The sequence below is a fragment of the Antribacter gilvus genome (assembly GCF_003946865.1).
Taxonomy (GTDB): Bacteria; Actinomycetota; Actinomycetes; order Actinomycetales; family Cellulomonadaceae; genus Antribacter; species Antribacter gilvus.
Map to the genome: position 1 here is coordinate 317078 of NZ_QXTH01000002.1, position 24546 is coordinate 341623.

At 74.2% G+C, this 24546-nt stretch carries 18 protein-coding genes and 1 pseudogene; 8 read left to right on the forward strand and 11 right to left on the reverse strand.

Going from position 1 to position 24546, the window contains the following annotated elements; all coding sequences use genetic code 11:
* Positions 1 to 10 precede the first annotated feature (10 nt).
* From D1350_RS24290 to D1350_RS05000, 3 genes and pseudogenes are all read right to left on the reverse strand, one after another.
* Positions 11 to 1336: pseudogene (locus D1350_RS24290) on the reverse strand (DUF5719 family protein); the annotation flags it as partial.
* The gene (locus tag D1350_RS04995; RefSeq protein ID WP_125774466.1) at positions 1333 to 4677 is read right to left on the reverse strand and encodes a glycosyltransferase; all 3345 of its coding nucleotides are present in this window, start codon (positions 4675 to 4677) and stop codon (positions 1333 to 1335) included. The pseudogene D1350_RS24290 and the gene D1350_RS04995, both read right to left, overlap by 4 nt.
* A gap of 61 nt (positions 4678 to 4738) precedes the next feature.
* On the reverse strand, positions 4739 to 5068 hold the full coding sequence (locus tag D1350_RS05000) for a WhiB family transcriptional regulator (RefSeq protein WP_125774468.1): 330 nt from the start codon (positions 5066 to 5068) through the stop codon (positions 4739 to 4741).
* A 257-nt stretch (positions 5069 to 5325) separates the two neighbouring features.
* Here D1350_RS05000 and D1350_RS05005 point away from each other — a divergent pair, with 257 nt between their 5' ends.
* The gene (locus D1350_RS05005) at positions 5326 to 6066 is read left to right on the forward strand and encodes a TIGR03089 family protein (RefSeq protein ID WP_125774470.1); all 741 of its coding nucleotides are present in this window, start codon (positions 5326 to 5328) and stop codon (positions 6064 to 6066) included.
* 2 nt (positions 6067 to 6068) lie between these two features.
* Complete coding sequence (locus D1350_RS05010; RefSeq protein WP_125774472.1) at positions 6069 to 7445, forward strand: hypothetical protein; 1377 nt, start codon at positions 6069 to 6071, stop codon at positions 7443 to 7445.
* Here D1350_RS05010 and D1350_RS05015 read toward each other — a convergent pair.
* Positions 7414 to 8997: a DUF2142 domain-containing protein gene (locus D1350_RS05015; protein ID WP_164545031.1), complete on the reverse strand. Its 1584-nt coding sequence runs from the start codon at positions 8995 to 8997 to the stop codon at positions 7414 to 7416. The genes D1350_RS05010 and D1350_RS05015 overlap by 32 nt on opposite strands.
* A 146-nt stretch (positions 8998 to 9143) precedes the next feature.
* On the opposite strand from D1350_RS05015, the gene D1350_RS05020 reads away from it, so the two are divergent.
* From D1350_RS05020 to rfbA, 3 genes are all read left to right on the forward strand, one after another.
* A complete protein-coding gene (locus D1350_RS05020; RefSeq protein ID WP_125774477.1) occupies positions 9144 to 10070 on the forward strand; it encodes a glycosyltransferase in 927 nt (308 codons plus the stop codon).
* 30 nt (positions 10071 to 10100) lie between these two features.
* Positions 10101 to 11078, forward strand: coding sequence for a hypothetical protein (locus D1350_RS05025; protein ID WP_125774479.1), 978 nt, complete (start codon positions 10101 to 10103; stop codon positions 11076 to 11078).
* Positions 11079 to 11165: 87 nt separating this feature from the next.
* Positions 11166 to 12029 (forward strand): glucose-1-phosphate thymidylyltransferase RfbA, encoded by an 864-nt coding sequence (gene rfbA, locus D1350_RS05030; protein WP_125774483.1) that lies wholly within the window; start codon positions 11166 to 11168, stop codon positions 12027 to 12029.
* Positions 12030 to 12104: 75 nt separating this feature from the next.
* Here rfbA and D1350_RS05035 read toward each other — a convergent pair whose 3' ends face one another.
* From D1350_RS05035 to D1350_RS05045, 3 genes are all read right to left on the reverse strand, one after another.
* The gene (locus D1350_RS05035; RefSeq protein ID WP_125774484.1) at positions 12105 to 12848 is read right to left on the reverse strand and encodes a class I SAM-dependent methyltransferase; all 744 of its coding nucleotides are present in this window, start codon (positions 12846 to 12848) and stop codon (positions 12105 to 12107) included.
* A gap of 113 nt (positions 12849 to 12961) precedes the next feature.
* Complete coding sequence (gene rfbD, locus D1350_RS05040) at positions 12962 to 13828, reverse strand: dTDP-4-dehydrorhamnose reductase (RefSeq protein ID WP_125774486.1); 867 nt, start codon at positions 13826 to 13828, stop codon at positions 12962 to 12964.
* Positions 13829 to 13931: 103 nt separating this feature from the next.
* Positions 13932 to 15062: a glycosyltransferase family 4 protein gene (locus D1350_RS05045; protein WP_125774488.1), complete on the reverse strand. Its 1131-nt coding sequence runs from the start codon at positions 15060 to 15062 to the stop codon at positions 13932 to 13934.
* Between the two features lie 154 nt (positions 15063 to 15216).
* Here D1350_RS05045 and D1350_RS05050 point away from each other — a divergent pair, with 154 nt between their 5' ends.
* A complete protein-coding gene (locus tag D1350_RS05050; protein ID WP_125774490.1) occupies positions 15217 to 16632 on the forward strand; it encodes a hypothetical protein in 1416 nt (471 codons plus the stop codon).
* Here the strand turns inward: D1350_RS05050 and D1350_RS05055 are convergent.
* From D1350_RS05055 to D1350_RS05065, 3 genes are read right to left on the reverse strand one after another with little or no spacing between them, the layout of a single operon-like run.
* Positions 16616 to 17560 carry a lysylphosphatidylglycerol synthase domain-containing protein gene (locus tag D1350_RS05055; RefSeq protein WP_125774492.1) on the reverse strand — a complete coding sequence of 315 codons (945 nt, stop codon included), beginning with the start codon at positions 17558 to 17560 and terminating at the stop codon, positions 16616 to 16618. The two genes, D1350_RS05050 and D1350_RS05055, sit on opposite strands and share 17 nt — an antisense overlap.
* Positions 17557 to 18666 (reverse strand): glycosyltransferase, encoded by a 1110-nt coding sequence (locus tag D1350_RS05060; RefSeq protein WP_125774494.1) that lies wholly within the window; start codon positions 18664 to 18666, stop codon positions 17557 to 17559. The genes D1350_RS05055 and D1350_RS05060 overlap by 4 nt, the downstream gene beginning before the upstream one ends.
* Positions 18663 to 19721: a glycosyltransferase family 2 protein gene (locus D1350_RS05065; protein ID WP_125774496.1), complete on the reverse strand. Its 1059-nt coding sequence runs from the start codon at positions 19719 to 19721 to the stop codon at positions 18663 to 18665. The genes D1350_RS05060 and D1350_RS05065 overlap by 4 nt, the downstream gene beginning before the upstream one ends.
* A gap of 60 nt (positions 19722 to 19781) precedes the next feature.
* On the opposite strand from D1350_RS05065, the gene D1350_RS05070 reads away from it, so the two are divergent.
* Both D1350_RS05070 and D1350_RS05075 read left to right on the forward strand, forming a co-directional pair.
* Complete coding sequence (locus tag D1350_RS05070) at positions 19782 to 20960, forward strand: glycosyltransferase family 4 protein (protein WP_125774497.1); 1179 nt, start codon at positions 19782 to 19784, stop codon at positions 20958 to 20960.
* Positions 20957 to 21928 (forward strand): glycosyltransferase family 2 protein, encoded by a 972-nt coding sequence (locus D1350_RS05075; protein ID WP_164545032.1) that lies wholly within the window; start codon positions 20957 to 20959, stop codon positions 21926 to 21928. The genes D1350_RS05070 and D1350_RS05075 overlap by 4 nt, the downstream gene beginning before the upstream one ends.
* Before the next feature lie 54 nt (positions 21929 to 21982).
* Here D1350_RS05075 and D1350_RS05080 read toward each other — a convergent pair whose 3' ends face one another.
* Complete coding sequence (locus D1350_RS05080) at positions 21983 to 24496, reverse strand: glycosyltransferase (protein WP_125774502.1); 2514 nt, start codon at positions 24494 to 24496, stop codon at positions 21983 to 21985.
* Positions 24497 to 24546: the final 50 nt, after the last annotated feature.

The window sequence follows — 24546 nt, forward strand, 5'->3', positions numbered from 1 at the left end:
TCGCGGCGCCGTCGGCGCCGAAGCCCCGCACCACGACGGCACTCGCCCCGGTCGGCTCGTCCTCGGTCCCACGCAGGGCTGGTACCCCCGTGAGGACGACCGTGGCGGCGGCCTCCGGCGGGAGCGCGGTGACCGACGCGCCCGGCGCCCCGGTCACCGGCTGGCCCGCCGACCATGCCCGGTCGTACGGCGCGTCGTCGACCACCGCGTCCTCGTCGGGCGCTCCCTCGCGGGTGAAGGTCCCTCCCGCCACCACGGGGACCGTCGCGTCGACGGTCACGGTGTACGTGCCCTTCGGCAGGCCACCGAGCGGGACCTCCGTGACCTGGCCCGGCTCCAGCGCGACGTCCTCGGCCCCGCGGAGACGCACCGGCCCGTCCTTCCCGTACACGGTGACGTGCGCCGTCCCGGGGGCGTCCCCGGGGGCGAGCACACGGAGGCGCGGCGCGCGCGGGTCGTCGGCCCGCTCGCCGGCGCTCACGAGACCCGCGACCGCCACCGCCTCCGCGGGCGCCGCGCCGGGCGTCACCAGGTCCGTGCCGGCGGGGACGATCCCCTCGATGGAGTGGTGCTGGACGTAGGCGGTGACCCGCCCTCCCGTGGCGGCGACGTGCAGCGCGAGCCGGCGCTGCTCCGGCGCGAGCCCTTCCAGCAGGGCCTCCGCCTGTCCGCCCGGTGGGACCACGAGCGCCGCCTGCCCCCCGAGGGCGACGGGACCGGAGGGCCCCCACGCCCGCAGGCGGACCTTCGCGGCCGTCCAGCCGGGGTTCTGCAGCACCAGGCGTGCGCTCGACCCCACCTCGGTGCTGCCCCCGACCAGCCAGTGGTCGATGCCGGGCGCCGCGCACGCTCCGGCGGCCAGGCCGCGCAGGTCGCCCGCGGTGGTCACCGAGGCGCTGACACCGGCCACGGCCGACACGTCGGCGCCCGAGACCTCTGCCCGGACCACGCGTGCGTCGTCGGGCAGCGTGCCCCGCAGCACGGCCCCGTCGGGGCCGGCGGCGAGAGGACCGGTCAGCGGCTGGTCCGTGGCGCCGGCGAGCCCGGTGGCCGACGACGCGCCCGGACCCCACACGAGCGCGAGCAGCTCCCCGGTCGTCGCGACCGGGCTGGAGCCGAGCTCGGAGTCGCCGACGTCCGGCTGCGCCAGGCGCACCGGGGTAGGGCAGACGAGCACCGACTCGCCGGGCCCCACGTCCACCCGGCGCGCCTCGTCGGGCGGCGCTGTCCCGGCCGCCGGGACGATCGCCAGCGCGGCGACCGCGCCGACGCAGGCCACCGTGCCGACGACGACGCCCGCGCGGCGGAGCGGGACCATCAAGCGGGCGAGGTTCATCGGGTCCTCCGGCGCGCGACGGGCAGCGCGAGCATCGCGAACGCCACGAGCGTGATGCCCGCGACGGCCAGCCACAGCGGCCGGTAGGCGGTGGTGTGGGCGACCACGAGACGCCCGCCCTCAGCCCCCAGGGCGAACGCCTGGAGCCCTTCCGCGCCCGGCACCTCGACCGGGTCGAGCCGGCGCCCGTCCAGGGTGGCCCCCCAGCCCGGGCCTGCGGCCTCGGCGAGCACGACGACGCGCGCGGCGTCACCGGGGTCCACCGCTGCCCGGACCTCGGCTCCTCTCGACGGCAGCACGGCGACCACGCCGGCCGACGGCACCTCGACCCGGGCCCAGCCCGGCTCCGGCCCCGTCTCCGGGGCCACCCGCCACACCGTCACGGCCTGACCCTCCGTGACCCGGGAGAGCCCCGGGACCAGGTCCAGCGTGGCGACCAGGTCGGCGCCGGCCTCGTCCGCCGACCGCACCTGGACCGCCCCGATCCCCAGGGCCGCGAGCCGGGGGCCCAGGTCCTGGGCGGCGCCCCGGGCGAGCTCGGCGACGAGGACGTCGAGCGCGGCGTCAGCCGGGCCGGGCGGTACGGCCGCCGCGGCGGCGGACGCGTCGAGCAGCTGGGTCCCGTCCCCGCGCAGCGGGGTGTACGTCACCACCCCGTCCGGTCCGGACCTGACCTCCAGCACCCTCGCCTGCCGGGGTGGCGCCTGCATCTGCCGCCCGACGGCGGGGACCACCGGCTCGGCCGTCGCGTGGAGCGCGTGCCCCGGACGCGCGCTCCCGGAGCCGTCGACGGCCCACACCGTCACCACGGCCACCGGAGCCACGACCGCGAGCGTCCCGAGCACGCCGACACCCACGAGGCGCGCAGTCCGGCCCGCACCGCGCAGCCGGTCCTGGCGGGTCGGCCGGGCGTCGGGGGCCGGCGTGCGGTCGCCGGCCACGGCCGAGCCTGCCCCGAGCGGTGACGGGGCGCCCCGCAGGGCCGCTGCCCCGAGTCCGAGCAGGAGCAGCGACAGCCCGGGCCCGGCCCAGGCCGACCCGTCCCGCGCGACCTGCTGCGCGAGCACCGCCACGCCGAGCCCGACGGCGGCCACCAGCCAGCCGGTGCGGGACGCCGCGCCGTCCCGGCGGAACAGCGCGACGACCGCGAGCAGGACCACCACAGCCCCGGCCAGGTACGGCACCGCCGCCGCGACGAACGCCGCTGCCGCCCCGCTACCGAGGACGTCGGCGGGGAACCAGGCTGCGGGCGGGGCGGGCCAGCCGAGCAGGAGGTGCCACCCCGCCCCGCCCGTCCCGGCGGTGGACGTGCCCGAGAGGGGTTCGGCGAGCAGCAGGCGCCAGCCGCCGTCGCCGCGGACGGCGGCCCACCACAGCGGGGTGCCGGCCACCACCGCCGGGAGGAGTGCCAGGGCGAGGTACCGCCGTCGGCGGCGCACCGCCAGGGCTGCGCCCGCCAGCACCACGACGGCCGCGGGCAGCAGCACGGGGGCACCGGACACGGCGAGGGCCAGCAGGAGCCCCGCCGCTCCCGCGGCGCCCAGCGAGACCCCGGCGGGCACCGCCGCCCGACCGTGCCGGGTGCGGTCCGCCCAGGCCTCCTCGGTGCGGGCCTCGGGCACGTCCACGACGTCGACCGCGTGCGCACCGACGGCACGGGCGAGCGCGAGCGCCACCCACGGAAGCACGAGGTGCGCCACGAGCGCCCCGAGCCGCCCGGTGCCGACGGCGACGAGCAGGGCCGGCGCCCCGAGCCAGAGCAGCGCAGCCCACGCCCGCAGCCACGGCGACCTCGTCACGGCTCCGGCGGCGGCCCAGCCTCCCGCGGCCGCGAGCGGGAACGCGAGCAGGAAGACCCCGTGCACCGCGGTCTGCAGCGAGCCCCCGGTCAGGGCGGCGAGCCCGGCCAGGGGCAGGAGGAGGGGGTCTGCCGGGGCTGCGGCCCCGAGACCGTCCAGGACCCACCCTGAGGTGGCGGCCGACCACACGTCCCCGACGGTGCCGCCCGCGGGCAGGAGCGCCCCTCCGACGAGGCGCCCACCGGCCGTCAGGGTGCCGACGGCGGGTCCGAACACGGCGACGGCGAGCGCGGTGGCAGCCAGGAGCACCGTCACGAGGGCCGTGCGGCGGCGAGCGGCGAGGCGGCGGAGCTCGACCTGCTCGAGGTCGGACGGGGCGGTTCCCGTACGGTGCAGCTCCGCACGGGCGAGGCGGCGGTCACGTCGCTCGGCCCAGACGTCGCGCCACGAGGCCGTCAGCGGACGCAGCACCCCCCGCGGCACGACGCGGGTCCGTGCCGCGTTGCGCCGGGCCCGCGCGAGCGGCACCACCCGGGACAGCACCCACAGCGGTGCCAGGAGCTCGTCCCGGGCGTGCCCGGGCTGCTTGAGGGCCAGCCGGTACGCGGCCTGGACCGGCGCCCAGAGGACCATCGCCACCGCGGCGACCGGCACCAGGGCCGGGTGGGCCCAGGCCAGCCGCTGGTAGAGCTGTGCGCGCCGCCGGGCACCTCGCCCGTGGCTGCGGGCCGCGTCGCGCCCGCGCAGCCCCAGGAGCGAGGCCTGGGCGTGCCGCACCACGGCCTGCGGGACGACGACGACCCGGTGCCCCGCCAGCCGGACGCGGCGGCAGAAGTCGGTGGAGTCCCCGTACGGGCCGGGCTCCGGGTCGGTGCCCCGGAGCGTCGCCCACACCTGGGTCCGGACCAGCGCGCCGGCGAGGCCGACTGCGAGGACGTCCTCGGTCGCGTCGTGCTGGCCCTGGTCGATCTCGGTGTGGTCGACGCCGGTGGTGCGGCGGCCGAGCCGGGTGACGGTGTGGCCGACCTCGAGGAGGACGCCGCGGTCGGACTCGGCCGGGTCGAGGGGGGCGCCGTCGGGCGCGAGCTCCCAACGGCGCTGCTTGCAGCCCGCCACCGCGACGGCGGCGGAGTGCTCGATCGCGCGCATCAGGGCCGCCAGCGCGCCGGGCGCCGGTGCGCAGTCGTCGTGGAGCAGCCAGATCCAGCCCCGCTCGGGGACGCCGGCTGCGGCCAGGGCCGCGTCGACGCCCTCGCCGAACGTGCGGGCGCCGGCGCCCGCGACGAACCGGGCGTCGCCCAGCTGGAGGTCGAGGTGGGCCGAGGTGGCGGGGGCCGTGTCGACGTCCACGACCACGACCGCGTCGGGGGCGTACGTCTGCGCGCGCACCGCGGCGAGCGTGGCCGCGAGGTACGGGCTGCGGCCGCGCGTGACCACCACCGCGGTCACCGTGACGACCACCGGCACAGAGCCGGTGACTGCCACCACGGCACCCAGCGACGGGTCGACGGGGGACTCGAGGTCCGTGCGTGGAGCGATCATCTCGCTCCACATCATGCGTTCCCGCCCTGCCGACGCGTGGGACGTGGTCCCCGGCGCGTCGTCAGACGGCGCGCCGCTTGAGCTTGCGCCGCTCGCGCTCCGAGAGCCCGCCCCAGATGCCGAACCGCTCGTCGTTCGCCAGCGCGTAGTCGAGGCACTCGGCCCGGACCTCGCAGCCCTGGCAGACCTTCTTCGCCTCGCGCGTGGACCCGCCCTTCTCCGGGAAGAAGGCCTCGGGATCCGTCTGGGCGCACAGCGCCCGCTCCTGCCAGCCGAGCAGCGAGTCGTCCATCACCGGCTCGCCGAACAGCGGCAGCACGGGCGCGACGCGCTCCGGGCGGCGCCCGACGTCCGACCCGAGTCCCACGTCTCCATCCAGCATGTTCCACATGGTGTGCCCCTCCATGCCGTCTTACGTGATGCGTTCTTACGAAAACTGCATACCTGGAATTACACGCGTGTCGTCTGGAGTCGTCAAGCGGAAGTGTGCTATCGATCCCGATCTACACGGGGAGTTCACCATCCCTATGACCTGCAACGGTGCAGGTCCGCAACAGGTTCCGTACTGCAAGAGACGCTTGAGGAACGAGTTTCGTACCAGGTGTGGGGAAGAAACTTTCTGCAGCCCCCTCGGCCTACGCTGAGGCCATGCCCGTCGCACCTGTCACCGCCCTGCTCGACCGCCTCCTCCACGAACCCGGACGCCCGCGCCTCACCTGGTACGGGGACGACGGGGAACGGGTCGAGCTCTCGGGCGCCGTCCTGGGCAACTGGGTCAGCAAGACGGTCAACCTCCTCGTCGAGGAGTTCGACGCCGGCCCCGGCACGGCTGTCGCACTCGACCTGCCGGTGCACTGGCGCACCGCCGTCTGGGCCCTCGCGACCTGGCGCTGCGGGGCCGCCGTCGTCGTGCCCGACGCCGGCGCGACGCCCTCCGCCGACGTCGTCGTCACGGACCGCCCCGCTCCCTGGGCGGACCACGCCGGCGAGCTCGTGGTCGTGTCGCTGCCCGCCCTCGCCCGCCGGTTCGACGGCAGCCTCCCCGCCGGGGCGATCGACGCCGCCTCGGCGGTCATGACGTACGGCGACGTCATCGGCTGGGTGCCCGACGCGGACCCGGCCGCGCCCGCTCTCGCGGCCGGGCCGGACGAGGCCGTCCCCCACGCGGACCTGGTCCCTGCCCTTCCGGGGCAGGGCGAGCGGGTCCTGGTCGACGGGCGCGACCCTGTCGACCAGGTGCTCCGCGGCCTGCTCGCGGTATGGGCGGGCGACGGCTCCGTGGTCCTCACCTCCCCGGGTACGGCCGCCGCGCTGGAGACCGACGCCGCCCGCCGGGACCGGCTCGTCGCGAGCGAGCGCGTCACGTCCGGCGGGCTGCTCGCACCGTGACCATGCCCGCACACCTGTCCCACCGCACAGAGCGCTGGGCCGTCACCTGGTCGGTGCTCGCGGGAGTCCTGTTCGCCCTGACCCAGACGTTCGCCGTGGCACCCTTCGCGTCGGCCGACGAGTCGGCCCACGTGGACTACGCCTACCAGGTCTGGCACGGCGGTCTGCCGGTCTTCGAAGAAGGGCTCGTCCTCGACCCGCCCCTGGGCTTCGTGCCACCGGTGCAGTGGACCGCCCAGCACCCCCCGCTCTACTACCTCCTGCTCGCGCCGGCGGTCGGGCCGCTCGTCGATGCCGGCCGGCACGACCTGGCCGCCTACGCCGGGCGCGCCTGCAGCGTGCTGCTCCTCATGGCGTTCGTCGTGGCCGCGTGGTGGGCGGCCCGGCAGGTCACCCGTCCTGACAGCCCTCTGCCGGCTGCCGTCGCCCTGGTCGTGGCGTGCTCCGCCTGGGCGGTGCGCCTCGGTGGGTCCGCCTACAACGACCTCCTCGCCGCTCTCCTCGTGACGGTCCTGATCGGGCTTACGGCCCGGGCTCTGCGCGACGGGCTGCACGGGCGGCTCGTCGCAGCGCTCACGCTCGTGGCGGCGGCGACCTCCCTGACCCGAGCCGCCGCGCTCGTGCTGGCCGTGGTCTGCATCGGCGTGACGGTCCTCGCCAGCCTGTTCTCCAGGCAGTCGCCCACGCGGCACACGATCGCGCTCGCGGTCTCCGCGCCGGCCGCCGTGCTCCTCGCCTCGGGCTGGTTCTACCTCCGGAACCACCGGCTGACCGGCAGCCTCACCGGCGGGCACCCCGACTGGGCGGCCGAGCACCTCGGACGCACGACACGGACGTTCTGGGAAGCCGTGACGGACTACGGGACGTGGTTGCACCTGCTCGACGTCTACCTGTGGGGCGGGTTCCTTCCGTTGAACACCGGAGCGGTGCTGCTCCTCCTCGTGCCCGCAGCCTTCGTGGCGGGCGCGACCCTGGTACGACGACGGTACGGAACGTCCCGGACCGTCGTCGCCGACGCCAGGGCCGCGGCCCTCGCCCTCGTCCCCGTCACGGCGGCCGCGCTCCTGCTGCAGGTCGCCTACACGACGACGAGCGGGGCGTCCAACCCCCGGTACCTCCTCCCCGTCCTCGTGCCGCTGTCGCTGGTCGTGGCCGCGTTCATGGCCCTCCGGCCGTGGCTCACCGTCTCGCTGTGGGTCGTCGTGGTGCTGGTCGACTTCGGCGCGTGGCTCGCGGGTCGCATGGCCCTGCCCCCGGGCGCCGGCTACCCCGCCATGACCGACGTCGCGCTCGTCACCGGCTGGTCGGCGGCCGCGGCTGCGCTGGTCGCCGCGACGCTCGTCGTGCTCACGATCCGGCGGGCCCCGGTCCAGCACTGACCAGACCCGGTCCGCCGTCTCCGGCGCGTTCCGGGCGGCCTCGGAGGAGCGCGGCGGCCAGCACGGCCGCCAGGCCGACGACGGGCACTGCCGCGACGGCGATACCGAGCCCCGCCCCGCCGAGCGGGCTCCACGCCTCCCAGCGCACCAGCGCGTCCGCCACGGAGTCGCCCGGGCCGCGGTACATCGTCACGAGCCCGAAGCACAGCCCGCCGATCGCCACGACCAGTCCGGCGAGGACGACCAGCGGCAGCACGGCGGCGGTCCGTCGCTCCGACCTGCGCAGGCAGGTCCAGGCCCCGGTGGCGGCGACGGCTGCGACCGCCACGGTCGCCCCGAAGAGGTACCGGCCCTGGATGCCCGCGTACCAGCCGTGCGCCTCGTAGAAGGACCAGGCGTTCACCAGGACCGTCAGCGCGACGAGGGCCGGGAAGCCGAGGAGGACCGCAGCCCGCCGGCGAAGGCCTGGCACGATCAGCGGCACCACGCACAGAGCCACGCAGGCCACGCCCGCCGCGACGACGTACGGCGTCGGCGCCCGCAGCTCGAGCCAGCCCAGGTCGCCGACCGACGACCGCAGGAGCCGCCACACCGCCGTCGACCAGAACTCCCAGGCTCCTCCGGGCTCGCGGTCCTCGAACCGCTGCCCCATGCCGTCCGGCTGGACCGTACCGTGCACGACGATGTTCCGGAGCCACCACCAGCCCCCGACGACGAAGGCGATGCCCAGGGCCGAGGCGACCCGTCCGAGCCGGGCCCCGAGGCCCCGCTCCCCCGGGGCGAGCAGGTAGGCGGCCACCACCACGGGCAGCGCCAGCCCCGCCATGACCTTCGTCAGGAGCCCCAGACCCAGGGTCAGGCCCAGGACGGCCGCGGTGCGGTACCGGAGGTCGCCCGTGAGCACCCGCACGCACAGCCAGACGGTCACCGCCCCGGTGAGCGCCATGAGGGAGTCGTTCGTGACGCTCCCGAGCACGTGGCCGACCTGCGGCGCGAACAGCACGAGCGAGGCGGCCACCAGCCCGGCCGCGGCCGAGCCCGTGAGCCGCCGGGCCGCCGTGGCGGCGAGCGGCACGACAGGCAGCACGAGGACGACGCTGAGCAGCCGCAGGGCCAGGAGCTGCAGGTCCCACCGCGCGTCGGCGAGACCCGTGAGCCGGAGGAACGCCGCCGCGACCGCGTAGTACAGGGGCGGGTGCTGCGTCATCTGGTCCGTCGTCGAGACAGCGACAGGTGTGCCCGGTGGCGGCGTCGGGACCCCGACCCGTGACCGCTCGGCCACGGGCGGCGGCGCGACGTCGACGAACTGCGCCCGGTCGGGCCGGTCGTGGTAGCGACCCGGCAGGTCCGTCGTCACGGCCGCCTGCACCTGCGCCCGGAGCACCGCCGGTGCCATCGTGGCCTGGCCGGGGGCGGGCCAGCCGCCCCCGTGCGCCAGCCGGACCACGCTGTTGAGGTGCTGCGCCTCGTCGGGTGCGCGGAACGGCGGCGTGAGCACCGCCCACGACACGGCGACCGCCGTGACCAGAGCGGTGAGGAGGACCAGAACCACGCCACAGGTCGGAGCCGGTCGCCGCGCCGCCGCTCGGGCACTCGAGTGCACACGACGACCGTACTGGACGCCCAGACGGTCCGGACCCCGCCCGCGGCGCCGCACCGTGCACGCGGCGGGGCCGTTCGTGGATAGGCTCCGTGCCGATGAACACTCTTTCCGGCCCGCTGGGCGACGACGTCGCGGCCGCGGCACAGCCGGACGACGTCCGTGTCGTCTGCGTCGTCTTCAACCCGGGCGACGAGCTACGCGCCTTCCTCGACTCGGTGCACAAGGCGACCACCCGTCCGCTCGACGTGGTGCTGGTCAACAACGGCGGCCCGAGCACAGCCCTCGACGAAGCCGTCGCCTCGGGGAGGGCACGGCTCCTCGAGGCGGGCGGCAACCTCGGCTACGGCGGCGGAGCGAACCGGGGTGCCGCCGGCTCCCGCGCCCGCTGGCTCGTCGTCGCCAACCCCGACCTGGAGTGGGAGCCCGGTTCTCTCGACGCGCTCGTCGACGCGGCCGTCCGCGTGCCCGCCGCCGGCGCCGTGGGACCGCGGATCCTCAACTCGGACGGCTCGGTCTACCCGTCCGCCCGGGCGCTCCCCTCGCTCGCCGTGGGCCTGGGGCACGCCCTGCTGCACCGGGTCTGGTCGGGCAACCCCTGGTCCCGCCGGTACCAGCAGGCGAACGTCGCGGACCGTTCGGAGGAACGGCCTGTCGGCTGGCTGTCGGGCGCCTGCCTGCTGCTGCGGCCGGAGGCGTTCGCCGCCGTCGGCGGGTTCGACGAGAGGTACTTCATGTTCTTCGAGGACGTCGACCTCGGTGACCGCATCGGGCGAGCCGGCTGGCTCAACCTGTACGCACCGTCCGCGACGGTCACCCACCTGCAGGGAGCCTCGTGGAAGGCCACCCCGGCCCCGATGATCCGCGCGCACCACGCGAGCGCGCGGCGCTACCTGGTCGATCGGCACGACCGGTGGTACCAGGCCCCGTTGCGGTGGGCGATCGTCGCCGGCCTCTGGGTCCGGGAGCAGGTCGAGGTCGCGGCGGCACGGCGCGGGAAGAGTTCACCCGGCGGTAGTGCCTGAAGCAACTGTGCAGGTCGGACAATGAAGGGCATGGACCACTCACGACCCTCCTCCGTCCTCACCGTTGCCGCCCTCACCGTCGGCCTCGTCCTCGCCGGCGCGCCGGCCGCGCTGGCCAAAGGCAGCGAGGTCGGCGGGAGCGGCTCCATGTACTACCTGAACGACTCCTGGACGGGCAGCGCCAACCGCGTGCTGGCGTACGGCCGCGCCGACGACCGCGTGCACGTCGGTGACTGGGACGGCGACGGGGGCGACAGCCTCGCCGTGCGCCGAGGCAACACGTACTACATCTCCAACACCCTGGGCGGCGGAGCCGCGACGACCGTCGTGGCGTACGGCCGGGCCGACGACACGGTCCTGGTCGGCGACTGGGACGGCGACGGCGACGGCGACGACACCCTCGCCGTGCGCCGCGGCAACACCTACTACATCTCCAACACCCTCGGCGGAGCCGCGACGACCGTCGTGGCGTACGGCCGGGCCGGGGACACCGTCCTGGTCGGCGACTGGGACGGCGACGGCGACGACACCCTCGCCGTCCGCCGCGGCAGCACGTACTACATCTCCAACAGCTTCGCCGGTGGCGCCGCCGACCTCACGCTCGCCTACGGGCGCGCCGCCGACACCACCCTCGTCGGCGACTGGGACGGCGACGGCGACGACACTCTCGCCGTCCGGCGGAGCAGCACCTACTTCATCTCCAACAGCTTCGCCGGCGGTGCCGCCGACCTCACGCTGACCTACGGGCGGGCCACCGACACCACCCTCGTCGGCGACTGGGACGGCGACGGCGACGACACCCTCGGCGTGCGGCGCCCTGCCCCCCAGCCGGCCCCGGGCCTCCCCGCTGGTGTGCGCCCGTCGTCCCCGGACCTGGACTGCCCCGACTTCGCCAGCAAGGCAGAGGCGCAGGCGACGTTCGACTACTGGATGGCGCGCGGGCTGGGCGACGTGCACCGGCTCGACGCCGACAACGACCTCGAGGCCTGCGAGAGCCACTTCGGCTGACGTGACAGGAACGCCCGCTGCCCGGAGGACCGGGCAGCGGGCGTTCCCGGCGCGAGGTGACCGCGCCATCGGGCACAATAGGCTCCCATGCGCGGAATCATCCTTGCCGGCGGATCCGGGACCCGGCTTCACCCGATCACCCTCGGCACCAGCAAGCAGCTCGTGCCGGTGTACGACAAGCCGATGGTCTACTACCCCTTGTCGACGCTCATCCTGGCGGGCATCAGGGACATCCTGGTGATCACCACCCCGCACGACGCCCCACAGTTCGAGCGCCTCCTCGGTGACGGGTCGCAGTTCGGCGTCTCGATCCAGTACACCGTCCAGCACGAGCCCAACGGGCTCGCCCAGGCGTTCGTGCTGGGTGCCGACTTCGTCGGTACCGACCCCGCTGCCCTGGTGCTCGGCGACAACATCTTCTACGGCCCCGGCCTCGGCACCCAGCTGACCCGCTTCGAGAACATCGACGGCGGCGCGGTCTTCGCCTACCGGGTGGCCGACCCGACCGCCTACGGCGTGGTCGAGTTCGACGAGCAGTTCAGGGCCCTCTCTCTGGAGGAGAAGCCCGCCCAGCCCAAGTCGAACTACGCGGTGCCCGGCCTGTACTTCTACGACAACGACGTCCTCGAGATCGCGCGCGACCTCAAGCCGTCCGCGCGCGGCGAGTACGAGATCACCGATGTCAACCGGGTGTACCTCGAGCAGGGTCGCCTGCAGGTCGAGGTCCTCCCGCGAGGCACCGCCTGGCTCGACACCGGCACCTTCGACTCGCTGCTCGAGGCGTCCGACTACGTCCGCACCGTCGAGCACCGGCAGGGCCTGAAGATCGGCTCCCCCGAGGAGGTCGCCTGGCGCCGTGGCTTCCTCACCGACGACGAGCTGCGCGAGCGTGCCGGCTCCCTGATCAAGTCGGGCTACGGCACGTATCTCCTGGGTCTCCTCGACGGCTGACCCCGAGACATCCCCGGGACGCGCGGGAGGGCCGGACGATCGTCCGGCCCTCCCGTGCTGTCTCGACGCCGGAGGTCAGTCCGGCAGCGCGCGCCTTCCCCAGGCCACGAGGCCCGTTCCCCGCCCGGGGAACGCCCGCTGGACCAGCCGGAACGGGAAGGTCCCCACCTGGGTGAGGGCTCCCTGGAGGCCGGACGACGGCTGGTACAGGCGCCCGCTCCGGGCGGTCCTCGCCTCGATGGGCTTCTCCTCGCGCAGCTCCGTGCGATGGCTGGCCAGGCGGTCCCGGGCGGCCTCCAGCACGAAGCCCAGCGGGGCACCGAAGCACCGCACGCCCACGTCGACGAGCCCCGCTCCGCGGAGCCGCTCCCTCATCACGTCCGGGTCGTACCGGCGGAAGTGACCGACCGCCGAGTCCCACGGGCCGAACCTCGACTGCCACGCCGGCGTCGAGAGGACGACGAGCCCGCCCGGCCGCACGCGCTCGACCCACTGCGCCAGCGCCTTCTCGTCGTCCTCGATGTGCTCGAGCACCTCGAACGCACAGACGACGTCGAACGTGCGGCCCGCTCCGAGCGACGACACGTCCCCGTTGACGACCCGCCCCGTGTTCCCCGCGGCGCCGACAGCGGCCACGGCAGCCGCGTGCGCGACCGGGTCGGGTTCGACCCCGGTGTAGTCGTACATCGTCGCGAGCCTCGACCCGAACGCGCCCTGGCCGCATCCCACCTCGAGAAGCGAGACGCGCTCCTTCGGGAGCACGCCGCGAACGACGTCCCAACGGAGCCATGCGTTCGGAGCGAGGGGTGCCAAGGGCATGGGGGTCTCCAACAGTCTGGGCCGACCGGGCGCGGCCGACGAGGCGGGTGCCTGTGTCCGGCATCATAACGATCCTCGGCTGTCTCGCCCTGTGGAAGCGCTCCGGGAGAGGATCAGCCGGCGAGAACCGTCCCCGCCGCTGCCTGCCACCGCGCGGACCAATCACCGATGGGCTCTACTCCGGCGGCGACGAGGGCGTCATGGCCGAGCACCGAGTACGCGGGCCGCGGCGCGGGACGCACGAACTGCTCGCTCGTGACCGGCTCGACCTTGGTCGTCAGGCCGGCCGACGCCACCACCTCGCTCGCGAAGCCGCACCAGGAGACCTGGCCGGACGACGTGCCGTGGTAGATGCCGCCGGGCACCGCGGCAGCCACCAGGCGGACCAGGAGGTCGGCCAGGTCCACCGTCCACGTCGGCTGACCCACCTGGTCGTCGACGACGGTCAGCGACTCGCGCTCGGCGGCCACACGGGCGATGGTCTTGGGGAAGCACCCGCCTCCCGCGCCGTAGAGCCACGCCGTCCGGACCACCAGCGCCTCCGGCGAGGCCGATCGCACGGCCCACTCCCCCGCCGCCTTCGTCCGCCCGTACGCGGAGCGGGGCGCCAGCGCCTCGTCCTCGGCGTAGGGGGCGGAGGCGACCCCGTCGAACACATAGTCGGTCGACACGTGCACGAGCCTCGCCCCGGCCTCCTCCGCCGCGCGCGCGAGGTTCGCCGCGCCCACCGCGTTCACGGCGAAGGCCTCGGCCTCGTGCGACTCCGCGTCGTCGACGGCGGTCCACGCCGTGCAGTTGACGACCACGTCGTACCCGACCAGTGCGGCCCGGACGGCGGCGGCGTCAGTCACGTCGAGGGCTGCCCGGCCGGAGAGGCCGGTCACGTCGTGACCGGCCGCGGTGGCGGCGGCCACGACGTCCTGTCCGAGCATCCCGCCCGCTCCCACCACGAGCCAGCGAGCGGTCTTGGTCTCCGTCACGTCGAGCGTCCTCCAGGTCTTCTGAGGCAGGGAGGCGGATCCCCGTGCCACGTGTGCGATGGCGACCGCCTGTGCGGGGCCGTCCTCGATCCTACGGCCAGGCTCAGCGTCGGCGAGCCGCCTCGTAGGCCTCGACGTGCGCCTGCGCGGCCGCTTCCCAGGTGAACGTGGCGGCCCGCTCGGCCGCCGCTCGGGCCAGCCGCTCACGCTCTGGGGCGTCCGCCAGGAGCCGGCGGAGCGAGCCGGCGATCGACGCGTCGTCCGTGCCGCAGTACGCCACGGCGTCACCTCCGACCTCCGGGAGCGACAGCTCCCGCGTGGTGAGCACGGTGGCACCGCATGCCATCGCCTCCAGGACGGGCAGCCCGAACCCCTCGCCGAGGCTGGGGTAGGCGAGCACCTGCGCCCCGGCGAGGAAGCCAGGCAGGTCGTCGAGCGGCAGGTAGCCAGGACGCACCACCTCGAGGTGGGACGGGACCGCTGCCACAGCCCCGTCGATGCCCGCGTCCCAGCCCTTCCCCCCGGCGAGCACGAGCGCGGGCGGCTCAGCGCTCCCGGCACAGGCCTCGACCCAGCCACGGACCAGCGCGGGGACGTTCTTGCGCGGTTCGAGCGTACCGAGGAAGCCGACGTACGCGGCCGAGCCGATCCCCAGGGTCGAGCGCACCCGCTCGCGGTCCGCCTCGCTCACGGGATGGAACCGGCCGGCGTCCACCCCGTGGTAGGCCACGTGGAAGCGCGCGGGATCGCCCCCCGCCTCGCGGAGCACCTCGTCGCGGGTCGCCCGAGACGGCACCACGAGCGCCGCGGCGCGCCGGACCGCGACGCGGATGGCGTTGCGGAAGAAGACCGCCTTCGACCGCAGGTGGAGCTCCGGAGTGGTGAAGAACGTGGCGTCGTGAAGGGTCACCACCACCGGGACGCCCAGCGAGGAGGCCGCCAGCGGCATCGTGTAGTGCGGGCTGTGCACCACGTCGGGGCGCACGGACCGCACGAGGTTCGGCAGACCCGTCTGCTCCCAGGCCATGCGGACGGCCCGCCGCTCGAGGGCCGAGGGCACGGCGACGATCTCCGCACCCGGGACCAGCGCGCCGTAGAGCTCGGCATCACGCTCCTGCGCGGCGATGACGAGCGAGACGCCGGCGTCGACGAGCCGCGGGACGAGCTCGTCGACGTAGCGGCCGACCCCGCCCCGGTCTGCGGGCACGGCGGTCGCGTCGAGCAGGGTGCGCACGGAAGGTCCTCCAGGAGACGTCGGTCAGGAGCCGCTCTCCCGCCGAGGGCCGACCCTAGCAACTGTGCGGCGCAACCCGCCGCGGCCAGGGGCTGTCGCGGCGGGCACGCCGGGTCTATGGTCAAGATGCATCTCGACGATCCCGGAGGGTGCGATGCCTGGTCTGCTGCGTGGGCTCGGAGCCCTGGCCGTGACTCTGGCGCTCGGCGCGAGCGCGCAGGTGCCGAGCGCGTCCGCGGAGCCCGTGACGTTCGACCCCGGCTACATCATCACGGACGCGCTCTTCTGGGACTCGGGGGCCATGTCGGCCGCGCAGGTCGACGAGTTCGTGCGGCTGAAGGGCAGCGACTGCGTCGCCGTGGCGGGCAGCACCTGCCTCAAGGACTTCCGGGAGAGCACGCCGTCCCGGACTGCCACGAGCTTCTGCCCCGGCGGATACTCCGGGCGTGCCGGCGAGACGGCCTCCGCCATCGTCGCGCGGACCGCGTCGTCGTGCCGCGTCAACCCCCAGGTGCTGCTGGTGATGCTCCAGAAGGAGCAGGGCCTGGTCATCTCCACGACCGGAAGGCCTCCGGTCGCCTACGAGCGGGCGATGGGCTTCCGCTGCCCGACGACGGGAGTGTGCGAGCCGCAGTACGCGGGCTTCTCGAACCAGGTCTGGCACGCCGCCGCACGACTCCGTCAGTACGCCGCCGAGCCGGCGTCCTTCACGCACCAGACCGGTCGGTGGAACACCATCGCCTACCACCCCGACGCCGCGTGCGGCGCCTCCGACGTGCTGATCCGGAACCAGGCCACGGCCGGGCTCTACAACTACACGCCGTACCAGCCGAACGCCGCGGCGATCGCGGCGGGGAACGGCACCGGCGACGCGTGCTCGTCGTACGGCAACCGCAACTTCTTCCTCCGCTTCACGGAGTGGTTCGGCCAGCCGGTCCGGCGGCTGCCGATCGGGCGCGTCGACGTCCTCAGCTCCCCGCGCAACGACACCGTACGGGTCGCGGGCTGGGCACTGGACCCGGACACGGTGGACCCCATCAAGGTGCACGTCTACGTGGACGGGCGGCTGACGGCCGCCACCACCGCGGCCGGGTCACGCCCAGACGTGCAGGCCGTGTACCGGAGGGGTGCGGCGCACGGCTTCGACCTCACCCTGCGAACCACGGTCGGGCAGCACACGGTGTGCGTCTACGCGATCGACAGCACCGGCGGGCCCAACCCCCGGATCGGGTGCGGGACGGTCCAGGTCGCCACCGCCCTGCCCCACGGGCACCTGGACGCCGCCACCACGAGCGCCGGCTCGATCGTCGTCCGCGGTTGGGCGGCAGACCCCGACACGTCCGCGCCGATCAGGGTGCACGTCTACGTGGACGGCGTGGCACGGCGTGCCGTCACGGCGGACCTGCTGCGCCCCGACGTGCAGCGGGTGTTCGGGAACGGCGACCGCCACGGCTTCCACACGTCGGTGACCACCACGCCCGGGACGCACACCGTGTGCGTCTACGCGATCGACACGGCCGGCGGGCCGAACCCCCGGATCGGCTGCGCGTCCGTCACCGTGGCACCGTGACGTTCCTCCGTCGGCGCGCGAGGACGAGGCCCACGCCGGCGAACGCGAAGTCCACGGCAGTGAGGACCACCCTGCTGACGAGGACCGTCAAGGTCACCGCCCCCGGGGACAGCCACGCCGCGAGCACGATGGCGAGCACGGCCTCGCGGACACCGGCTCCGGCCGGCACCACCACGACGAGGAACCCGACCACCCAGGCCAGCGCCCATCCCCCGACCGCCAGCGCGAACGAGCGCGTCGACACCTGCATGCCGACGCCCGTCGCGAGGACCCAGAGCTGCGTCCCGGCGACCGCCCAGCCCGCGACCGACCAGGCAGTGGCCCGGCCGAGGCCCTGCCAGGTGAGCGGGTGCTCGAGCGGCTCGCGCCGGCCGATACGGAGTGCCACGCCGATCAGGCGGTTCAGGACGGGTGGCAGCAGGGCGACGACGACCACCGGTGCCGCCCATGCGACCCATGACCACTGACCGAGCGAGCCCGCTGCGAGGAAGGGCACCGTCAGCGCCCCGACAGCGGAGCCCGAGACGACCGACACGAGGACCGCGACCGCCATCGCCGCGAGCGACCGCGCCCGCGGCACGCTGTGGTCGGATCCGATCTCGGCGGCGGCGACCACGTTCCACACCCCGCCCGGCACGTACTTCCCGACCTGGCTGATGCCGAACACCGAGAAGGCCGCCGGCAGGGACAGCGGAGACCCGAGGTCGGCGAGGAGGACCCGCCAGGCGAGCATGGTGCACCAGACGTAGACGAGACCGAGCCCCGTCGTCGCCAGGACCGTGCCGACGGACAGCTCGTCGGCCGCGCGCTCGAGGTCGTGCCACGACCGGGCGACGAACCACGCGGCGCCCCCGACTGCCACCGCGAGGAAGACCCACCGGGCGATCGGGGAGCGCAGCCAGGACACGAGCGCGCGGAGGAGCCTCATCCGAGCACCCCTGCGGTGCGCAGCACCTCGACGAGCGGCGCGACGACGACCGACGGCCTGACGCCCGCCCGGCCGGCCCGCGCACGGGCGCGCGCCTCGTCGAGGCGGTCAGGATCGGCCAGGGTGCTCAGCCGGGCCGCCAGGGCCGCCGGGTCGGCGGGAGGCACCAGCTCGGTGAAGTCACCGACCGTCCGCCGCTGCGGGGGCGTGTCGGACGTGACGACGACACAACCGGCGGCCAGCCCCTGGTAGACCTTGTTGGGCACCACGCGCACACCCTTGGGGGTGTCGGAGAAGATCCCCAGGCAGACGTCGTGCGCCGCCACGAGGGCCGGCATGTCCCGCGGCGCGACCCAGTCGTGCCACGTCACCCCGTCGACGCCGGAGAGCGCGAGCCGGACCGCCGGCTCGTCCTGGCCCGTCCCGACGATGGTGGCCTGGAGAGGCACGCCCGCAGCGACCGCACGCGCGACCGCCTCGGCGATGACCGGCGTCCCCTGCAACGGCGTGAAGAGCCCGTAGAAGATGACGCGGAGCGGGTCGCCCTCCGTCCGCGACCGGGCGGTCGCGTCACCGGCCTCGAACCACGTGTCCGCGGCACCGACCAGCACGACGACGCCCTTCCCGGGCCGCCGCAGCATCTGCCGGTGCTCGTCGGTGTCGGTGACCACGACGTCCGCGCTGGCCGTCGCCAGACGGTCGAGCCCGGTGAGGAGACGCGACCGGAGCCCGGACGCGCCCCGGTCGACCGCCGTGTCGCCGGCGAAGATCAGGTGGTCGAGGACGATCGTCGTGCGCGGGTACAGCAGCCGGGCCAGCACCACGTCGAAGTGGCCCATGTACCCCACCAGCACGGCCTGGGGCGCCCCGTCCTCCCGCCTTGCCCGGAGCGCGCCCGCGACGAGACCGGACCAGCACGCGAGAAGGCGCAGCGCCAGGACCGGAAGACGCCAGGGCTGCTGCAGCATGCGCACACGCTCAGCCGTCGAGAGGCCGAGCGGCCGGTTGACCTCGCGGACCGGAACGCCGTTCGCTCGGAGTCCGGCGACCAGGACGGCGACGCGGGGGTGGCGGTCTGCGTCGTAGGTACCGAACGAGACGATCACCGGGCGCGCCGACCGTCCCCGGCCGCGACGACGTCGTCGACCTCAGGGCTCAGCCGCTCCTCTGCGGGCCGGGCCTCTCCGCGCATCATGCGCGCGGGGCCCGCGACACCGTCGACGTCGCCGTACTGCACCTCCTTGAGCCTCTCCAGCGTCTCCTCGAGCAGCACCCGGTTGGTCCGCTGGAGATCCGCGATGACGAGCAGCGCGAAGCTGAGCAGCGAACCGACGAGCATGGCTGAACCGAAGATCAGCGACTGTATGTGCTCTCCGGCCTGCCCCGTCGCGACGAGGACCAGGAAGCGGACGAACGGCACGAGCGCCCCGAGCAGGAACAGCGACCCCAGGGACACGAAGACCACGTGCGGCTTGAACATGATGTACGACCTGCTGATCGCCTGCCCCGACTTCATCATGTGCTGCCCGATGTTCTTGAAGAGGCGGGACTCCCGCGTCTTGGGGTTCGTCGTGATGGGGACGCTCACGATCCGCAGGCGCTTGTTGCCGGCCTGGATGATCGTCTCCATGCAGTAGCTGAACTGCGTGACCACGTTCAGGTGCATGAGCGCAGCCCGCGAGTAGGCGCGGAAACCGCTCGCGGCGTCCGGCAGGTTGGTGCCCGCCGCGAAGTTCACCACCTCGCTGCCGACCTTCTGCATCAGCTTCTTGAAGGGCGAGAAGTGCGCGATCGTCGCGGTCTGCCGGTCGCCGATCGCGATGTCGGCGTCACCCTTCACGACCGGGGCGACGAGCTCGCCGATCTTCTCCTGCGGGTACTGGTTGTCGCCGTCGGTGTTCACGACGATGTCCGCGCCCTGCTTCAGCGCGTAGTCGACCCCGTCGCGGAACGAGCGGGCAAGACCCATGTTCCGTGTGTGGTGCACGAAGTGCTTGACGCCGAGCCGCCGGGCCACCTCGACGGTCTTGTCCGTGGACCCGTCGTCGATGACGAGGATCTCCACCTCGTCGATGCCGGGGATCTCGCGAGGGATCGAGGCCAGGACGAGCGGGAGCGTCTCCTCCTCGTTGAGGCAGGGAATCTGCACGAAGAGCTTCATGATGACCTTCGGTCGCGGGTGGCGTGTCCTGCGATTCTACCGGCGCCCTAGGCTGGCACCGTGCAACCACCCCTCTCCGTCGCGCTCACCGTGGAGCAGCTCTGGCAGCCCGTACCCGGCGGGTCCGGCACCTACATCCGCGAGCTGGCCGGCGCGCTCCTCGACCGGGGGGACGTCGAACCGTACGGAGTCCGGGCTCGTCCCGCGCCCGCTCCCGGAGGCACGGAGGCCCCGCTGGGACCTCCCGGGCTCCCGGTCGTGACCTCGCGGCTGCCGCGGGCGGCGCTCTACGAGTCGTGGAGCAGGCTGCGCCGGCCGGCGGTCCCGGGTCCCCCGGGAGCCGGCGACGGCACGCCCGGGCGCTCGCCCGCCGTCGTGCACGCGACCACCTGGGCCGTCCCACCGCGCTCGGCACCGCTCGTGGTGACCGTCCACGACCTCGCCTTCCGCCGCAGCCCCGAGCACTTCACGCGCCGCGGCGTCGCCTTCTTCGAGCGTGCTCTGGAGCTGACCCGCCGCGAGGCCGACGTGGTCGTCGTCCCCTCCGAGGCGACGAGGGCTGACGCCGTGGCCGAGGGGATCGGCGCCGACCGCGTCCAGGTGGTGCCGCACGGCGTCCGAGCCGACGCCGGAGCCCGCGGCCGCGTCCCGGAGCTGCGCGAACGGTTCCGGCTCGAGCGGGACTACGTACTGTGGTGCGGCGCCATCGAGCCGCGCAAGAACCTCGGCGTGCTCCTGGACGCCTACGCCCGGCTGCTCGACGAGGGATCGGAGCTCGATCTCGTGCTCGTCGGTCCGGACGGATGGGGCGGCGCGCCCTCAGCACTCACCGAGCGCCTCTCCGCGCTGCCGCCGGGCCGGGTGCACCGGACCGGGCAGGTCAGCGCGGCCGACCTGCAGGCGGCCTACGCCGGTGCCACCGTCTTCTGCTTCCCGTCCCTGTGGGAGGGCTTCGGCATGCCGGTCCTCGAGGCTCAGGCCCACGGCGTGCCCGTGGTCACGACGGCGGAGACGTCGATGGCCGAGGTGAGCGGGGACGGCGCCGTGCTCGTCCCCGCACAGGACGCGAGGGCCGTCGCGGACGGCATCGCCCACGCCCTGTCCCACCACGAGAAGCTGTCCGCCGCCGCGCTCACCAACGCCGCCGGGTACACGTGGGCACGCAGCGCCGAGCTGCACCTCGACGCGTACCGCGACGCCGCGGGAACCGCGCCGGCCGGGGCGGTGAGCCACCTGTGAACGGAGCGTCCTCGCCCCGGGTCCGGGTGGTCGTCGTCACCTGGGACGGGGCCCATCTCCTGCCCGACTGCCTCGACTCCCTGCTGGCCCAGGACCTCCCCGAGGGGCACCTCGAGGTCCTCGTGGTCGACAACGCCAGCACGGACGGGACCACCGCGCTCCTCGCCGCGCGGTACCCCGGCGTACGGGTGCTGGTGACGGAGGCGAACCTCGGGTTCGCCGGCGGCGTGGCGGCCGGCACCGCGGACGTCGTGGCCGGTGGTCCTGGCCTTCCCGAGCACGTCGTGCTGCTCAACAACGACGCGTGGTTCGAGAAGGACGCGGTGCGCAGGCTCGTCGAGACGGCCGACGGCGCGGCCGCGGCGGACGAGCGGGTCGGCGCGGTGACGGCGAAGGTCCTGCTCGCCGAGCGGAACGACCAGGGCCGCGCGCTGGTGAACTCCACCGGGAACGTCCTGAGCGCGGCCGGCGCCGCCGGAGACCGCGACTACGGCGTGCCCGACGGCGAGGAGGCCGGCGGCAGGGAGGTGTTCGGCCTCTACGGCGGCGCGTCGCTCCTGCGCGCCGAGGCGCTGCGGGAGGTCGGCGGGTTCGACGCCTCGCTGTTCCTGTACTACGAGGACACCGACCTGTCGTTCCGCCTGCGACGGGCCGGCTGGAGCATCGTCTACTGCGGCGAGGCGGTGGCCCACCACCGGCACATGGCGTCGACGGGCGGCGGGGTGAGCCCGCTCTTCCGGTACTACAACACGCGCAACTCCCTCGTGGTGCTCACCCGGTACGCGGCCTGGCCCGTGGTGCTGCGCAGCGCGGCCCGGCAGACGCTCGGGGCCCTGCGGCACACGGTCCTGGGGACCGAGCCCCGGCCCGTCGTGTCAGCGCGCTGGCGGGCGCTGCGGGACTACGCCCGGGCGCTGCCGGAGGCGCTGCGGACGCGGCGGGAGGGCTCGAGGCACGCGGGAGCGTGACCCGGCGCCGCGACGACCGGGGCACGACGGCGGACGCCGTCGTGCCCCCTGCTGCTAGCGGCCGTCGCTCGAGAGCTGACGTCGCACGCGGCCGCTCGCGCGGCGCGCGACCTCGCCGAGGCCGCCGGCACGGAGGTACTCCCGCGCGAGCCGCAGGTCCGACATGAGGCCCCGCGGCCGCGCGAAGCCGCGGGCCGTCGTCTCCGAGTCACCCAGCTCGTAGGCGAGGTCCACCGCACGCCGCGGGAACCGGCAGAACTCCACGAGGGGCACGAGGACCTTGGCCCAGCGCAGCTCGTCGGCGAACGCTGCCACGGCGGCCCGGGCGGCGGACACCGCCTCGTCGTCGAACAGGAAGTGCTCGAGCGCCGCTTCCAGCGCCTCGACGTCCTGCGGCGGCACCGTGGCGCCGAGCCCGTGCCCGGTGATGAGCGAGTCGAAGGTGTCGCCGCTCGTCGCCACGATGGGCAGGCCCGCCCACAGGTAGTCGAGGATCCGCGTGCGGAAGCTGAACGCTGTCTCGATGTGGTGGAAGTGGGTCGACACCCCCAGGTCGGCGTCGAGCAGGTAGTCCGCGCGCTCCGCGTACGGGACCCATCCCTCGTTGAAGAACACGTGCTTGCCGGTGAGCCCCAGCTCGCCGGAGAGCTGCTGGAGCTCCCAGGCGACCTTCATGTCGGGCACGCCCGGGTTCGGGTGCTTGAGCCCCAGGAAGTACAGCCGCACCTCAGGGTGCCGGTGCCGCAGGCGGTCCACCGCGCGGACCAGCGTCAGCGGATCGAACCAGTTGTAGACGCCACCGCCCCACAGGATGACCTTGTCGTCCACGGAGATGCCCGGGACCGCGCCCTTGATCGCGTGCTTGCGCTGGACGGGCGCCTCGTCCGACACGCCGAACGGCACCACGGCCACGAGAGAGTCGAGCGACTGGTCCTCGTCGTAGATCGCCGGGTTGATGCGCCCCTGGCCGGCGAGCTGGCCCAGCCAGAAGTCGCGCTGCTTCTCCGAGGCGCACAGCACCAGGTCCGCACGGCGCAGCTGCTCGTTGAGCACCCGCGTGGTCTCCTTGATCGCGAGAGCCCGGCCCTCCGGGCCGAGGTCACGGGCTTGCTCGAGCTGCTCCAGGTGCATCGGGTCGTAGACGTCCGCGACCAGGATCTTGCTGCTCTCCTTCAGCCACGGCGCGCCCTCCAGCAGGAAGCCCTGGAAGACGATGACGTCGGCCCAGTCCGTCTGCTCGCGCAGCTTGTGACCGGTCGCGTGCACGATCTCGAACTCGGGCGAGGTCACGCGGACGCCCGCCGTGGAGAGCAGACGCACGTCAGCGAACGGCGCCACCGCCCGGGCGATCTCCCACGCGCGGATGGCGGGACCGGCCATCTTCTCGAGGAGCGGCTCCCCCGTGACGACGAGTACCCTTTGCCGCGAGACGAAGTGCTCGGCGACGCCGAACGCCTCGACGAGCGCGTCGTGCGCCGAGTTGTAGCCCTCGATCGCGTACGCCGGCTCGAGCGCGTGCCGGAAGAGCGGGAACAGCTCCCGGTCCGAACGGCGCCGGAGCGCCTGCAGCGCCGTCCGGGACTCGTGCAGGCCCGGCAGCTGCTCCACGAAGTAGTCGATGGCGAGCGGCCCTGTCAGGGCCATCTTGTCGACCTCGACCGTGCCGACGTCGTCGCCGCCGGGGCGCAGCTGCAGGTCCAGCATCGCGGCGTCGGTCCCGGTGCGGGCGATCGAGCGGCGGACGGCGAGCGCCATCGCCGCGGGCAGCGCCTTCGCCAGCGACTCGTCGTCGAGGTTCTTGTACATCGACAGGAGCGCGTTGCGCTCCAGGAGGTACGACTCCCGGTAGTTGCCGAACTTCTTCATGGTGACGTGGTGCTTGTGGTACGCCACCGACCCCGGCACGTAGCGCACCCGGTAGCCCAGCAGGTTGAGCCGCCAGCCGAGGTCGACGTCCTCGTAGAACATGAAGAAGCGCTCGTCGAACCCGCCGACCGCCCGGTACACGTCTGCGGGGAGGAACATCGCGGCGCCCGTCCCGAAGAGGACGTCCTTGGGCTCGTCGTACTCCGCGGAGTCGGGCCACTCGGCCTCGCGCTTGTAGCCCATGCCGTACCACGTGAGGGAACCGTCGACGTAGTCGATCAGCTTGCCGTCCCAGTCCAGCACCTTCGAGGCCACGGAACCGATCGTCGGGTCGGCGGCCATCGCGTCGACAGCCGCGCGGATCCAGCCAGGGCCGGGCCGGGCGTCGTTGTTGATGAACCCGACGTACTCACCGGTGGCATGCTCGACGCCGAGGTTGCAACCCCCGGCGAACCCCAGGTTGCCGCCCGAGTCGATCACCGTCGCCTGCGGGACAGCCGCCCGGATGCGCTCCGCGCTCCCGTCCTGGGAGTCGTTGTCGACCACGATCAGCTCGAGCTGATCGGCGGGCCAGTCGACCTCGCCGAAGTACTTCAGGCACGTGATCGTGTCCTCAGCGCCCTTGTAGTTCACCAGGATCACCGATACGACCCCCGGACGCGTTCCGCCCTCAGGCGTGGCGTTGTTCGGGGACGGGTTCACAGGACCTCCAGGGTTGGGTGGACGAGACACGCCGGCTCAGAACGTCACCA